At 59.5% G+C, this 13,141-nt stretch carries 15 protein-coding genes; 8 read left to right on the top strand and 7 right to left on the bottom strand.

The genetic code is table 11. The features are described from left to right. The first annotated feature begins 39 nt into the window (after nt 1-39). The gene (locus tag ABTV87_RS20570) at nt 40-1,248 is read left to right on the top strand and encodes an ammonium transporter (protein ID WP_085607466.1); all 1,209 of its coding nucleotides are present in this window, start codon (nt 40-42) and stop codon (nt 1,246-1,248) included. On the opposite strand, the gene ABTV87_RS20565 is transcribed toward ABTV87_RS20570, so the two are convergent. Continuing rightward, the gene (locus ABTV87_RS20565) at nt 1,245-2,957 is read right to left on the bottom strand and encodes a cation:proton antiporter (RefSeq protein WP_221535311.1); all 1,713 of its coding nucleotides are present in this window, start codon (nt 2,955-2,957) and stop codon (nt 1,245-1,247) included. The two genes, ABTV87_RS20570 and ABTV87_RS20565, sit on opposite strands and share 4 nt — an antisense overlap. A 190-nt stretch (nt 2,958-3,147) precedes the next feature. On the opposite strand from ABTV87_RS20565, the gene ABTV87_RS20560 reads away from it, so the two are divergent. The 3 genes from ABTV87_RS20560 (at nt 3,148) to ABTV87_RS20550 (ending at nt 4,830) form a co-directional block, all read left to right on the top strand. Beyond that, nucleotides 3,148-3,384 carry a glutaredoxin family protein gene (locus tag ABTV87_RS20560; protein ID WP_007955734.1) on the top strand — a complete coding sequence of 79 codons (237 nt, stop codon included), beginning with the start codon at nt 3,148-3,150 and terminating at the stop codon, nt 3,382-3,384. Nucleotides 3,385-3,549: 165 nt separating this feature from the next. Next, nucleotides 3,550-3,867 (top strand): hypothetical protein, encoded by a 318-nt coding sequence (locus tag ABTV87_RS20555; RefSeq protein WP_007955735.1) that lies wholly within the window; start codon nt 3,550-3,552, stop codon nt 3,865-3,867. Nucleotides 3,868-3,936: 69 nt separating this feature from the next. Continuing rightward, a complete protein-coding gene (locus ABTV87_RS20550) occupies nt 3,937-4,830 on the top strand; it encodes a pseudouridine synthase (RefSeq protein ID WP_085607121.1) in 894 nt (297 codons plus the stop codon). 83 nt (nt 4,831-4,913) lie between these two features. Here ABTV87_RS20550 and ABTV87_RS20545 read toward each other — a convergent pair whose 3' ends face one another. Both ABTV87_RS20545 and mobA read right to left on the bottom strand, forming a co-directional pair. Beyond that, nucleotides 4,914-5,135: a YgdI/YgdR family lipoprotein gene (locus ABTV87_RS20545; protein ID WP_007955739.1), complete on the bottom strand. Its 222-nt coding sequence runs from the start codon at nt 5,133-5,135 to the stop codon at nt 4,914-4,916. 78 nt (nt 5,136-5,213) lie between these two features. Beyond that, nucleotides 5,214-5,816, bottom strand: a complete 603-nt coding sequence (gene mobA / locus ABTV87_RS20540) for a molybdenum cofactor guanylyltransferase MobA (protein WP_085607119.1) — start codon at nt 5,814-5,816, stop codon at nt 5,214-5,216. An 81-nt stretch (nt 5,817-5,897) separates the two neighbouring features. Between mobA and moaB the strand changes: the two genes are divergently transcribed. Further along, complete coding sequence (gene moaB / locus ABTV87_RS20535; RefSeq protein ID WP_007955742.1) at nt 5,898-6,437, top strand: molybdenum cofactor biosynthesis protein B; 540 nt, start codon at nt 5,898-5,900, stop codon at nt 6,435-6,437. Beyond that, nucleotides 6,421-7,647, top strand: coding sequence for a molybdopterin molybdotransferase MoeA (locus tag ABTV87_RS20530; protein ID WP_085607117.1), 1,227 nt, complete (start codon nt 6,421-6,423; stop codon nt 7,645-7,647). The genes moaB and ABTV87_RS20530 overlap by 17 nt, the downstream gene beginning before the upstream one ends. 57 nt (nt 7,648-7,704) lie before the next feature. Here the strand turns inward: ABTV87_RS20530 and ABTV87_RS20525 are convergent, their stop codons facing one another. Then, a complete protein-coding gene (locus tag ABTV87_RS20525) occupies nt 7,705-8,013 on the bottom strand; it encodes a hypothetical protein (protein ID WP_170929389.1) in 309 nt (102 codons plus the stop codon). Nucleotides 8,014-8,327: 314 nt separating this feature from the next. On the opposite strand from ABTV87_RS20525, the gene yegS reads away from it, so the two are divergent. Continuing rightward, nucleotides 8,328-9,245, top strand: coding sequence for a lipid kinase YegS (gene yegS, locus ABTV87_RS20520; RefSeq protein WP_433898273.1), 918 nt, complete (start codon nt 8,328-8,330; stop codon nt 9,243-9,245). Here yegS and ABTV87_RS20515 read toward each other — a convergent pair. The 3 genes from ABTV87_RS20515 to ABTV87_RS20505 all read right to left on the bottom strand — a co-directional run bounded on the left by ABTV87_RS20515 (nt 9,229) and on the right by ABTV87_RS20505 (nt 11,732). Beyond that, nucleotides 9,229-9,888, bottom strand: coding sequence for a response regulator (locus tag ABTV87_RS20515; RefSeq protein WP_007955750.1), 660 nt, complete (start codon nt 9,886-9,888; stop codon nt 9,229-9,231). The genes yegS and ABTV87_RS20515 overlap by 17 nt on opposite strands. Further along, complete coding sequence (locus tag ABTV87_RS20510; protein ID WP_085607113.1) at nt 9,885-10,778, bottom strand: sensor histidine kinase; 894 nt, start codon at nt 10,776-10,778, stop codon at nt 9,885-9,887. The genes ABTV87_RS20515 and ABTV87_RS20510 overlap by 4 nt, the downstream gene beginning before the upstream one ends. A gap of 483 nt (nt 10,779-11,261) precedes the next feature. Then, nucleotides 11,262-11,732 (bottom strand): hypothetical protein, encoded by a 471-nt coding sequence (locus tag ABTV87_RS20505; protein WP_221535313.1) that lies wholly within the window; start codon nt 11,730-11,732, stop codon nt 11,262-11,264. Between the two features lie 452 nt (nt 11,733-12,184). On the opposite strand from ABTV87_RS20505, the gene ABTV87_RS20500 reads away from it, so the two are divergent. Beyond that, nucleotides 12,185-13,120, top strand: coding sequence for a chemotaxis protein CheV (locus tag ABTV87_RS20500; protein WP_003226705.1), 936 nt, complete (start codon nt 12,185-12,187; stop codon nt 13,118-13,120). Nucleotides 13,121-13,141: the final 21 nt, after the last annotated feature.

The raw sequence follows: 13,141 nt of genomic DNA, 5'->3' as shown, positions 1-13,141 counted from the left end.
CGCTTTGGTGCCTTTTTTCAGCCTTGGGTCTGCCTCCTCATGGAAAATCTGCAAAGCGCTGTGGACACGCTGGTTCACAGTTCCAACACATTGTTTATTCTGATCGGTGCGGTCATGGTGCTGGCCATGCACGCCGGGTTCGCGTTTCTGGAGGTCGGAACGGTTCGCCAGAAAAACCAGGTCAATGCGCTGTCGAAGATTCTCAGCGACTTTGCGGTGTCGACCCTGGCCTATTTCTTTATAGGCTACTGGCTTTCGTACGGGGTGACCTTCCTGCAACCAGCGGCGGTGCTCAGTGCCGATCATGGTTATGGGCTGGTGAAGTTTTTCTTCCTGCTGACCTTTGCGGCGGCGATTCCGGCGATCATCTCTGGCGGCATCGCCGAGCGCGCGCGGTTTGTGCCGCAACTGTGCGCCACGGCGCTGATCGTGGCGTTCATCTACCCGTTTTTCGAAGGCATGATCTGGAACGGCAACTACGGTCTGCAAGCCTGGCTGACCGCGCAGTTCGGTGCCCCTTTCCATGATTTTGCCGGTTCGGTGGTAGTGCATGCCATGGGCGGCTGGCTGGCGCTGGCGGCGGTGTTGCTGCTCGGGCCGCGCAACGGGCGCTATCGCGATGGCAGGCTGGTGGCGTTCGCGCCGTCGAGCATTCCTTTTCTGGCGTTGGGTTCGTGGATCCTGATCGTCGGCTGGTTTGGCTTCAACGTGATGAGCGCGCAGACCCTGCAAGGGGTCAGCGGACTGGTGGCGGTCAACTCGCTGATGGCGATGGTCGGCGGCACGGTGGCGGCGTTGATCGTCGGGCGCAACGACCCGGGCTTTCTGCACAACGGCCCGCTTGCCGGGCTGGTGGCTGTGTGTGCCGGTTCCGACCTGATGCATCCGGTCGGCGCGCTGGTGACCGGCGCGATTGCCGGCGCCCTGTTTGTCTGGTGCTTCACGGCGGCGCAGGTCAAATGGCGCATCGATGACGTGCTGGGTGTGTGGCCGTTGCACGGTCTGTGTGGCGTGTGGGGTGGCATTGCCTGCGGGATCTTCGGATCGACCGCGTTGGGCGGGCTCGGTGGCGTCAGCCTGATCAGCCAGTTGATCGGCAGCGCCCTCGGTGTGACGGTGGCGCTGATCGGCGGTTTCGCCATCTACGGTTCGATCAAGGCGCTGCATGGTCTGCGCCTGAGCCAGGAACAGGAGTACTACGGCGCCGACCTGTCGCTGCACAAGATCGGCGCGGTGAGCCAGGACTAGGTCTCCTCATCGTCGGCTCCGGGGTAAAAGCCGTGAAGCAGGCGATAACGATCGATGCGCACCTGATCGACTTTCTCCTGCACCCGGTGCGCAGGAAACCCCAGCAGGATCAGGGCATGGGAGCCGAGCATCAGGCTCGACTCCAGCAGTTCCGGCACCACTTCGCTGGCGCCGGCTGCTTTCAGCTCGGCCGACTGGCTGTCGTCCCGGGTGCGCACCAGGATCGGCACTGTCGGGTTGAGGCGTCTGGCCTCCTTGAGAACCCGCAAGGCCACGTCGGCTTGATCCACGGCAATCACCAGCAGTCTGGCGCGCAGCAAACCGACAGCGATCAACAGATCGCCGCGGGTTGAATCGCCGTAGTGGACGTCGCGTTCGGCGGTAGCGGCTTCCTGAATCCGTACCGGATCGTTGTCCAGCGCGACGTAGGATTGCCCGGCATTGCGCATGAAGCGCCCGATCGACTGACCGACACGGCCGTAGCCACAGATCACCACATGCCCGTCGAACCCGGCATTGAGGGCGCTGATTTCCTCGATCTGCGCTTCCTGATTGGGCTTGCGGTGCAGGGCGGCGGCGATGCGCGGTGCGGCGCGTAACAGCAGGGGCGTCAGCAGCATCGAGCAGAAGGTGGCGGCGAGCAGCAGGGCACCGAGCTCGGCGGGGAGCAGCCGGCTTTGTTGCATCTGCGCCATCAGGGCGAAGCAGAATTCACCGCCCTGGGCGAGCGCGAGGCCGCTGCGCCAGGCCGTTTCACTGTCGCTGCCGCGCCATTTCACCAATAGCGCCACCACCAGGCCTTTGATCACCAGCAAACCCAGGGTCATGCCGATAATCAGCAGGCTGTGGCTGGCGAACAGTTGCAGGTCGATCAACATTCCGATGCTGACGAAAAACAGTCCCAGCAGAATGTCGCGAAACGGCCGGATATCGGCCTCTATCTGATGCCGGTAATGGCTCTCGCCCAGCAGCATGCCCGCGAGGAACGCGCCGAGGGCCGGAGAAAGACCCAGCAGGTGGGTCAGCCAGGCTGTCAGCAACACGATCACCAGCGCCAGCAGCACGAACAACTCTGCGGAACGGGATGCCGCGACTTCCTGAAACAGGCGGGGCAGCAGCCAGCGGCTGGCCAGCAACAAACCGAAAAACAGCAATACGGTCTTCAACAAGGTCAGGGGCAACGCCCAGTACCAGGCCTGATCACTGCTGCCGGCGAACACCGGTACCAACGTCAGCAGCAACACGGCCACCACGTCCTGGAACAACAGGACGCCCACCGCGTTCTGGCCATGGCTGCTGAAGATTTCGCCGAGACTGCCCAGCTCCTTGGTCACAATCGCCGTGGATGACAGCGACAGGCCGGCGCCCATCAGCAAGGCCGGTGTAGTGGGCATGCCCAACAGCATCAGCACGCCTCCCAGCAGGAATGTGGTGATCAGTACTTGCTGGCTGCCCAGACGGAAAACCACCTGGCGCAGGGCAATCATTTTCGACAGGGAAAACTCCAGCCCCAGGGAAAACAGCAGAAACACCACGCCCAGTTCGGCAAGATCCGGCAGATGTTCGCTTTCATTGATCCAGTCGAATGCCTTCGGCCCGACCATCAAGCCCACGCACAGGTAGCCCAGCACAGGCGGCAGGCGCAGGCGACGGAACAGGGCAATCATCACCAGGGACGACGCCAGAATGATCAGCAGATTGGCAAACACGAGGCACTCCAGAACAGGTCAGGCTCTTCAAGCGTAGAGGTAAAAAACACCGGAGCATCGCGTAAATGGCGATTTTGTGGGCTGATTTACATCAGGGTTTTACGAGGCGCGGGATCGAACCCGGTGGGTGGGTCGACGGGCTTTGCGGGCAGGCCTAGAATGATCACTCGATTTTTGGGGTTGAGCGCACATGCTTCCTGAATGCCAGTTGTTCGGCACCCTGGGGTGCCATTTGTGTGAAGTCGCGGAGGCCGAGCTGATGCCTTTTGTCGAGCATGGTCTGCTGGTGGAACTGGTGGATATTGCTGACGATGAATCGTGGTTCGAGGCCTACAGCCTGCGGATCCCGGTCTTGCGAAGGGTCGATACCGGCGCGGAACTGGGGTGGCCGTTCAGCGCCGATCAGGTGGTGGCATTCCTGCGTTAACGGCCCTTTCTCTTTCGCGTTGGTGGCGCTCGTCACCTTCGCTCAATCACGGCTTGGCACTTTTCGGGTTATTCGGTTACTGTATGCGCATACAGTAATTGGGTTGGCCTGCCATGCCGTTTCCGGGCATTCGTCAGGGCAAGCCGGATGTCAGAGGGAGCCACCGTGGTCAATGTCGAACAGTTGAAAAGCAGCGTGAACGGGATGTCGGTTGACGTGGTGCGCGAGGCCGTCCACGAATTGCGCCTGGACGGTCTGGTCACGGAAGGCAAGACTCCCTTCAACAAGCTGCATTTCAACACCTGCTTTGCCGAGATCGAGGCCTTGTTCCAGCGTGCCGGCTATCACAAGCAACTGGATGTGGTCGGATATCAGGGGCTTTTGTACGCCTTGTACGATCCGGGCCGTTGGGACGCCGTGGATGTGTTGCGCTGGCTCAAGGAATTCACCGAGGCGGCGGCGCTCAAATCGATCCCCGCCTGATTCCGCGCTAGGTCTGCCGCGTCCGGTGTTGGATAATGCCTCTCTGCTTTGAAGGTTAGAGTTTTCCGTATGTCCAGCACGTCAACGTTTTCCGCCGCACAGAATCAGGCCAGCACGCTGTATCTGCCCCCCGGTAGCTGGCGGACAGTGCTCGACTGCCTGTGTGAGCATTTCAGTGCCATCGGGCGCGATCAATGGCTGGATCGAATCGCCCGGGGCCGGGTGCTGGATGGTCAGGGGCAGCCGATTGCGCTGGACTTGCCCTACAAGGAAGGGCTGCGCATTCACTATTTTCGTGAAGTGCCGGATGAAAAGCCGATCCCGGTGGTCGAGTCGATCCTGTATGCGGACGAGCATCTGGTGGTGGCAGACAAGCCGCATTTCCTTCCGGTGACCCCGGCCGGCGAGTACGTCGATCAGACCCTGCTTCGCCGATTGATCCGGCGCCTGGACAATCCCCATCTCGTGCCGCTGCACCGGATTGACCGGCATACGGCCGGGCTGGTGATTTTCTCTGCCAATCCACAGACGCGGTCGGTGTATCAGTCACTGTTCCCGACTCGGCAGATCGAAAAACGCTATGAAGCCATTGCGGCCGCGCTGCCCGAGTTGGACTTCCCGTTGGTGCACAAGAGCCGCATGATCGACGGTGAACCGTTTTTCCGCATGCAGGAAGGGCCGGGTGTGAGTAACACCGAAACGGCGGTGGAGGTTCGTGAAAAGAACGGCGAGCTCTGGCGCTACGGCCTGTATCCGGTAACCGGCAAGAAGCATCAGCTACGGGTGCACATGACGGCGCTGGGGGCGAGCATCTGCAATGATCCGTTTTACCCCGAAGTGCTCAAAGACGTTGAAGATGACTATGCCAATCCGCTCAAACTGCTGGCGCAGGGGTTGCGATTCATCGATCCGGTCACGGGGCAGGTGCGGGAGTTTGAAAGCCGGATCACGCTGGACTGGTGATCCCGGGTATCAACCCTTTTTTGCCAGACACGAAAAAGCCCGCAATATGCGGGCTTTTCTGTATCCGCTGTCGAACTGAAGACTTACAGCTCTTTGACAGTGCGGATCTGATCCTTGTTGATGCGGGTGTGCTTGCCGTCCAGCTGTTCGAACTCGTAGAAGCCCGAATCTTCATCATACTTAGGGGCGTCGACAGCCTGGATTTCGCGACCGTCATTCAAGGTGATCACTGTTGGCGAAGCGCAACCGGCGAGGGTGGCGAGGCCCAGTGCGAGCATGAAAGTGGCGAGGGTCCGTTGAGTCATGAGTGTGTCTCCGAAGGGAAATTCTTTTGGTTACTGAGCTTGAGACGTATACAAGGCGTGCAAGTTCCTTGAATGCTGTCAGTCTGACACAGTGTTGTGCGAACTCAACAGTTCAGGGGTGTTGAGATTGGCCAGGCGTGGATCGTTGTCAGGGCAAACCAGGGCCTGGGCATCAAGATTGCGCATCACTCGGCCGGGGCTGCGTTCTCCAGCGTTCCAGGCGTTTTCGAATGCCGGCAGGAGTGCCACCGGGATCACGCAAAGCAGCGGTTCCCAGTGATCGTCATGTCGCAACATTAAAGGTTTTTCAGAATTCAGGCTGGCCGCCTCACGCATGCTGTGCAGCAATGCAGGATCGATGCGCGGAACATCGCAGGGCAGAACCAGCAGGTGGGTGTGGCGCGCGGCTTTCAAGCCGGCACGAATGCCAGCCAACGGTCCGGGAAAGTCCTCCTCGTCATCGCTCACCAACTGGTCGGCGAACGGCGCGTAGCGTTCACGATTGCGGTTGCAGGAGATGATCAGGTCATCCGTCAACGGCCGAACCTTGCGATGCAGATGTGCGATCAGCGGTTCACCGTGCCATTCCACCAGTCCCTTGTCCTGGCCGCCCATCCGCTGGCCGCGCCCACCGGCCAGCAACAGAATAGAGCAGGGTGGTAATGGCGTGTTCGAAGTCATGGCAGCTCTCCGCAGGGGCGGCGAAAAAAGGGGGCGCTGTGATATAACACCGGGCTGTTTCTCCTACAACTGGACGAGCCTATGAAAGCCAAGGCTGATGTACCTTTCGTGCCGCTCAATATCGCGGTGCTGACGGTCAGCGACACCCGAACCCTGGAAACCGATACCTCCGGCCAGGTCTTCGTCGACCGGCTGACGGCCGCGGGCCACCATCTGGCGCAGCGAGTGCTGCTCAAAGATGACCTTTACAAGATCCGTGCGCAAGTCGCCCACTGGATTGCCGAAGACGTCGTGCAAGTCGTGCTGATTACTGGCGGTACCGGTTTTACCGGCCGCGACAGCACCCCGGAAGCGGTCGCTTGCCTGCTGGACAAGCAGGTCGATGGTTTTGGTGAGCTGTTCCGCCAGATCTCGGTGGCCGACATCGGCACCTCCACCGTGCAATCCCGGGCCTTGGCGGGACTGGCCAATGGCACGCTGGTCTGCTGCCTGCCAGGCTCGACCAACGCAGTGCGCACCGGTTGGGATGGCATCCTCGCCGAGCAACTGGACTCACGCCACCGCCCGTGCAATTTCGTCACTCATTTGAAACAGGCGGCGCCTTGTGAATCCCGTGGGTAAGCCGGGCAAGACCGGTAGCCTGATGCCCGTCGAAGATGCATTGGCGCGATTGCTGGAAATGGCCGGGAGCTCGCGGATTGTCGAGTGCGAGTTTTTGCCCCTGGCGCAGGTTCAGGGGCGGGTGCTGGCGCAGGATCTGATTTCCACGCTGGATCTGCCGCCGTGGCCGAACAGCGCCATGGACGGTTATGCCTTGAATCTGGCCGACTGGACCGGCGAACCGTTGCCGGTCAGTCAGAAAGTCTTCGCCGGGCAGGCACCGGAACCCTTGAAGTCAGGCACCTGCGCGCGGATCTTTACCGGTGCGCCGGTACCTGCCGGTGCTGATTGTGTCGAGATGCAGGAAAACGCCGAGGTTCATGCCGATGAGCGCGTGAGCTTCATCGAGGCGATGGTGGCCGGGCAGAACATTCGCCCGCAAGGCCAGGAAACGACAGTCGGTGAGTTGGTCCTTGCCGCTGGAACCCGGCTCGGTCCGATCGAACAGGGGTTGGCTGCATCGCTGGGTTGCGCAGGGCTCGAGGTGGTTCGCCGGGTTCGTGTGGCGGTGTTGTCCACGGGGGATGAGCTGGTCGAACCGGGGATAGCATTGGGACCGGGACAGATCTACAACAGCAACCGGGTGTTGTTGTGCAGCTGGTTGCAGCGCCTGGGATGTGAAGTGGTGGATGCCGGTATTCTGCCTGATGACCTGCCCACCACCCGTGCGCGACTCGGGGAGCTTCAGGATGTAGACCTGATTCTTTCAACCGGTGGCGTATCGGTCGGGGAAGCGGATTTCCTCGGCATCGCGTTGAGGGAAGAAGGCGAGCTGACACTCTGGAAGCTCGCAATCAAACCCGGCAAGCCGCTGACGGTCGGGCATTTCCGTGGTGTACCGGTGATTGGATTGCCGGGGAATCCTGCCTCGACACTGGTGACCTTTGCCTTGCTGACCCGGCCATATCTGTTGCGTCGCCAGGGCGTGCAGGATGTCGAGCCGCTGAAGTTTTCGGTGCCCGCAGGATTTGTCTGGCCTCAGGCCGGTAACCGCCGTGAGTTTCTGCGCGGACGCCTGGAGCAGGGGCAAGCTATTATCTACCGTAACCAGAGTTCGGGCGTTCTGCGCAGCGCTGCCTGGGCCGAGGGGCTGGTGGAAGTGCAGGAGGGGCGAGTCCTGGTCAAGGGTGATCAGGTGCCATTCATTCCGCTCAGCGAGCTGCTCGGTTGATTGCAGGCATTTGAAAGGCAGGCATAGTCGCAAAACGATGCCTGCCTTTTCAGCGGGTCAACGGCTGAGCAATGAGACGAGCTGATCGAACCGGCTGTTGGCAATCCAGCCCAACAGCCCGAGCACCATCGCTGTCGCCCCTGCCGAGTAGGCAAGGCGATGCTTGATGGCTTTGACGTCCCCTCTGACTTCGTCCATATCGCGTCGAATGTACTTGAGGTGGGTTTCCAGCTCGGTGACACGCGGTTCCATATCGGTTTCTCCAGTGTTTCTAGCGCTGCATTTGAATTCGTCTTTAAGACTGGCGCGACTTTCGGAGAGAGAGGCAACCGGACTCACGGATAATCTTGCTTCATGGCTTTGCATGGAAACGCCCGCCTGCGGCCATTGGGGGCAGTTGGCAAATGCCGGAATGCAAAGTATCGAAAGTCCTGAAACTGTATCCACTCATTACATGCACATCCTTGTGTAATTGAATTGAAGATCGCTAACGCCGACACACGTTGTACCAACGACCGGGCTGGGTCAATTGAGCCGATTCCTTACGTTCTGTACGAAAAATTACCGATATGTAGGACGGACCAGACGGGCAGCAGGAATTAATCAGAAGGCGTGCGACTTTTTTGCCGGTCTTGAGGGTCAAGATGTCCCGTACTGATTCAATTCCGGGAGTAACCGCAATGAGTGAACGCAAGGCATTGTTGATTCTGCATGGCAAGCAGGCACTCAACGAGGCGGTTCGTGCCGCTGTCGAGAACAAGCGTCAGCAGGGCTGGGAACTGGCGGTGCGCCTGACCTGGGAGGCCGGGGATGCCCAGCGACTGGTGGAGGAAGCGCTGGCGGCGGGATACCGTCAGATCATTGCCGGTGGCGGAGATGGCACCCTGCGCGACATCGCCGAAGCACTGGCGGCGCATCCGGGCAAGGCCAGTCTGGTGCTTTTGCCATTGGGAACCGCCAACGACTTTTCCCGCGCGGCGGCTATTCCGCTGGAGCCGGCCGAAGCACTCGAATTGCTTGAGGCACCCGCCCATGACATTGATCTGGGCGAGGTCGGCGGGCAGATTTTCCTGAACATGGCCACCGGCGGATTCGGCAGCCAAGTAACCGCCAACACGTCGGAAGATTTGAAAAAAGTGCTGGGCGGCGCGGCCTATCTATTCACCGGTTTATCGCGGTTCAGCGAGCTGCATGCCGCCTATGGCGAATTGCAGGGGCCGGATTTTCACTGGCAGGGCGAGTTGCTGGCGCTGGGGATCGGCAATGGCCGTCAGGCGGGTGGCGGGCATGTGTTGTGCCCGGAAGCTTTGGTGGACGACGGTCTTCTGGATATCAGCATTCTGCCGGCGCCACAGGAGCTGGTTGGCACGCTGAAAAATCTGCTCAGCGACGGGTTCGGCATCGACAACATGTTCGTGCGCACGCGTTTGCCGTGGGTTGAAATCAAGGTCGCCGAAGGGCTTTGCATCAATCTCGACGGTGAGCCACTGGAGGGCGACAGTCTGCGGTTTGCGGCGCGTCCCGGAGCTTTGCGTGTGCATTTGCCCAAGGACTCGCCGCTGTTGAGTGCATCACCTCGGCTCAGTCGTCCAGACTGATGATCTGTTCCCGCACGGCGAACAGCACCAGGCCCGCCACATCGTAGATCTGCAGGCGTTTCATGATCTGCGACCGGTGGGTTTCGACCGTCTTGATGCTCAAGCCCAGGCCATTGGCGATTTCCCGCGTGGACTTGCCGCGCACGATCAAACGCAGGATTTCCAACTGGCGTGCCGTGAGGTTGTGCGACTCGGCGACTTCCGGCTGCTGCTTGAGGTTACGGGTCAGCGCCTGATTGATCACGGTGTGGGCGATGGCAGGGCTGAGATAGCGTTCGTTGTTGCGCAGCGCTTCCAGTGCATGTTCGAGCTCGGTGGCCGTGGTGTCCTTCAGCAAGTAACCGTGCGCACCGGACTCCAGCGCCTGCATGATGAGCGCGGGGTCGGTGTGCATCGACAGAATCAGCACTTTGGCGTGCGGGCGTACGCGTCTGAGCCGCTGCAGGGCTTCCAGACCGCCGGTTTCTTTCATGGAAATGTCCAGCAATACGATATCGGGAGACAGCAGCTCGACCATCTCGAGCAACTGCGAGCCGTCATTGGCCTCGCCGATAACTGCATAACCGGGAATATCCAGTACCAGGGCGCGCACGCCGGCCCTGATCAGCGAGTGGTCATCCACCAGAAGTAAGTTACAAGTCAACGCATAACCTTATTCGTACTGGCCCGCTCGAGTGCACGGGGCGCCCAGGGGAATAGTGCTTCGATTTGAGTACCTTTGCCCGGCTCGCTGGTCACGCTCAGTGTGCCGCCCAGTTGCTCGATGCGTTCGGCCATCCCGGCCATGCCCCGCTGTCCTTCACGACCCGGATTCGCCGCCGGGGAAAAGCCCAGGCCATCATCGCTGATCAGCAGGGTCAGGCCCTGTGGCAGGCGTTGCACGCGGATCAACAGGTTTTTGGCCTGCGCATGGCGAAGGATGTTGGTCACCGCTTCCTGAGTGATACGAAAGGCGGCGACGGCCATTTCTTCGGGAATTCCATTCAGGCGCTGCTGGCAGTCCAGACTCCAGTGCACTGAAGTGTTGGTCAACACCTTGAGCAGGTGCGCACGCAGGCTTGCTTCCAGGCCAAGGCTGGTCAGTTGCCGCGGGTTGAGAATGGCCGAAACGTCGCGAACCTTGTTGAGGGTTTCTTCGAGGGTCTCGCAAAGTACTGAACAGTGTTCCTGCATGTCCGCGGGCAAGCGACGCTTGAGCCATTCGCTTTGCAGCTTGGCGGCGGTCAGCAGTTGGCCGATATCGTCATGCAGTTCACGGCTCAGGCGATGGCGCTCGTTTTCCTGGACTTCCAGCAAACGGTCGGCCAGTTCCTGTGGCTGGAACTTGATGGATTTGCGCGACAGACGATGTTGTGTCCAGACGCAACCGGCAGCCGCCACGTTGATCAGCAGCAGGCCGAGCGACATCGGCGCAGAGACGCCATAGCTCAACAGACTGCCCAAGGCCGAAGCCGTGCACAGCAGGAGTGTGAACCTGCGGGCATTTTCTCGGGAGGGAGGCCATGTGGTGATTGACTTGAGGCTGGCGTACATAGCGGATGGAGCCAATGGATGTTCGCTGCGGGCAGACCGGTCAGAAGGGCTGGCGGTCTCTGTCTGGAAAACTGTCATTCAGGTTGTTGATTTCAAAACGGTTCAGTGATCGATAATTGAGCGCCAACTTCGGTAGAGGCCGCTCATTGAAGTCACAATGCCATTAACTGAAACAACTAACGGGCGGCATAATACCACTTAACATACCGTTGGTCGCGTTTGCCCTATATGTCCAAAGAGTCAGGAAACAGGCCATGTTGGACGGGGGTTCCATAATGGAAAAGTTGAAGTACCTGACTCGATAATTATCGATGCAACCGCAAGTTTTCTTTTACACAGGAAAACCCTGACATCCGCAGAGGATAGTCTGCATTCATCGCTCGTAATTATTTATTGGAAGGTGTCGCAGGCAGGCATGAACTATTCAATTACGACATTCGAGGGCGAGAACTGACGGGCCCGAACAGCCCACTGTGTGCCCGGTTACGCTTGGCGCTCCGACCAGGAGACGAGGGACATCGGCTTGCCATTGAGCGGCATTTGAAAGTGAGTCTGTCCGACCTGGCAGGCAAAGGCTTCGATCAGCGACACCTGCTCGCTTTCATCGAGGCCCAATTGGCCGGTGCTTGGGTCAACCAGTTCCAGTTGCCAGGCCATCAGGGTGAAGCAGTCTTTCAGTGCTTCCAGGGCCTGCGCATGCAAATCCACGTGATCCTGGACCTGAGTGAGCAGGCCATGCAGGTGCAGGGAGAATTCCGACACTGCCCCCAGCGCCAGGGCATCAGCCTTGTTCGCCAGCTTGAGGAGGGTGCTGAGCATGCAGTCGATGGCGTCCTTGTCATTGCTGATCAGCTGTAAGTGGCTGAGGCATTCTTCAGACTTGGCCAGGAGCGTTTCAGCCTCGACAAGGAATTCGGGGAACCGCTGCGCCCAGTCACTACGGTCGTTCGGCATGCTTATCTCCACCACGTCATGTCTGATGAGGGAATGCCGTGTGTGTCGACGATCATGAACCGTCGCGAGACCGCGCCCCGGCGTGCATTGGCACAGACCTGAGGTTTCAAGAGGATGTGTTTCCACTGAACTGCGATCGCACACAATAGCCTGACTCCGTTCATGCAATGAGAATGGCGTCACATTAATGGCTATTGGATATCGCGAATATCAGGTTGGGCCTGATTGTTACTAGGGGATTCCCTTAGGCACGGGAACCTGTCGCGCAAAACGAGGTCGCGCCGAAGAGAATGTAGCAGATGATTTCACCGGGCCAGTAAAGCATGATGTTAATGTGACATCAATGCCTGCTCATGGCATTTTGTTGGTGATTTGTGACGGGATCAAGATCCGCCAGATTCAGCCGATAACCCCCAATAGTGAATTCATCAGAACAAGCCCAGGAGTCATTGATGGCCGGCATTCTCGACACGGTAGACCAACGCACGCAACTGGTGGGTGAGAATCGCCTGGAAATTCTCATGTTTCGACTGGCCGGGCGCCAATTGTTCGCGATCAACGTGTTCAAGGTGCAGGAAGTCCTGCAGTTGCCGAAACTGACCCTGATGCCCCAGCGTCACCCGTTTGTCTGCGGTGTGGTCAATCTGCGCGGCCAGACGCTGCCGGTGATCGACCTGTCCCAGGCGATCGGCATGCGCCCGCTGGTGCCGGGCCCGAACAGCACGATCATCGTCACCGAGTACAACCGTTCGGTGCAGGCGTTCCTCGTCGGCGGCGTGGACCGCATTGTCAACATGAACTGGGAAGCTATCCTGCCGCCGCCGACCAGCGCCGGTCGCCAGCATTACCTGACGGCCATCAGCAAGGTCGACGATCAGTTGGTGGAAATCATCGACGTCGAGAAAGTCCTCGCCGAAATCGTGCCGTACAACGCCAAGGTTTCGCGCGACAAACTGGACGATCCGGTTCTGGAGCGCGCCCGTGGCCGTGAAGTGTTGCTGGTGGACGACTCCAACGTGGCGCTCTCGCAATTGCGCGACACCCTCGGCCAGTTGGGCGTGAAGATGCATATCGCCAGCGACGGCCTGAAAGCCCTGAACATGCTCAAGGCCTGGGCGGACACCGGGGTGAACATGACTGACAAACTGCTGATGGTGTTCACCGACGCGGAAATGCCGGAAATGGACGGCTATCGCCTGACCACCGAAATCCGCAACGACCCGCGCCTGCGTGGTCTGTATGTGGTGCTGCACACCTCGCTGTCCGGCAGTTTCAACGACTCGATGGTGAAGAAGGTCGGGTGCGACAACTTCCTCTCCAAGTTCCAGCCGGACAAACTGGTCGATGTGGTGCGACAGCGTCTGATGCTCGACGAAGTGCCGGCCTGATCAAGCTGTCGAGGCTGACCC

The organism is Pseudomonas sp. PSE1(2024), from assembly GCF_050990555.1.
In the GTDB taxonomy this organism is placed as follows: domain Bacteria; phylum Pseudomonadota; class Gammaproteobacteria; order Pseudomonadales; family Pseudomonadaceae; genus Aquipseudomonas; species Aquipseudomonas aphyarum.
This window is presented reverse-complemented; position numbering and strand designations above follow the sequence as displayed.

Excerpts from the sequence above, each read along its gene's own strand:
- ABTV87_RS20570 (WP_085607466.1), top strand. The coding sequence starts at position 40 with ATGGAAAATCTGCAAAGCGCTGTGGACACGCTGGTTCACAGTTCCAAC.
- ABTV87_RS20560 (WP_007955734.1), top strand. The coding sequence starts at position 3,148 with ATGCTTCCTGAATGCCAGTTGTTCGGCACCCTGGGGTGCCATTTGTGT.
- ABTV87_RS20550 (WP_085607121.1), top strand. The coding sequence starts at position 3,937 with ATGTCCAGCACGTCAACGTTTTCCGCCGCACAGAATCAGGCCAGCACG.
- ABTV87_RS20545 (WP_007955739.1), bottom strand. The coding sequence starts at position 5,135 with ATGACTCAACGGACCCTCGCCACTTTCATGCTCGCACTGGGCCTCGCC.
- mobA (WP_085607119.1), bottom strand. The coding sequence starts at position 5,816 with ATGACTTCGAACACGCCATTACCACCCTGCTCTATTCTGTTGCTGGCC.
- moaB (WP_007955742.1), top strand. The coding sequence starts at position 5,898 with ATGAAAGCCAAGGCTGATGTACCTTTCGTGCCGCTCAATATCGCGGTG.
- ABTV87_RS20525 (WP_170929389.1), bottom strand. The coding sequence starts at position 8,013 with ATGCAAAGCCATGAAGCAAGATTATCCGTGAGTCCGGTTGCCTCTCTC.
- yegS (WP_433898273.1), top strand. The coding sequence starts at position 8,328 with ATGAGTGAACGCAAGGCATTGTTGATTCTGCATGGCAAGCAGGCACTC.
- ABTV87_RS20510 (WP_085607113.1), bottom strand. The coding sequence starts at position 10,778 with ATGTACGCCAGCCTCAAGTCAATCACCACATGGCCTCCCTCCCGAGAA.
- ABTV87_RS20505 (WP_221535313.1), bottom strand. The coding sequence starts at position 11,732 with ATGCCGAACGACCGTAGTGACTGGGCGCAGCGGTTCCCCGAATTCCTT.
- ABTV87_RS20500 (WP_003226705.1), top strand. The coding sequence starts at position 12,185 with ATGGCCGGCATTCTCGACACGGTAGACCAACGCACGCAACTGGTGGGT.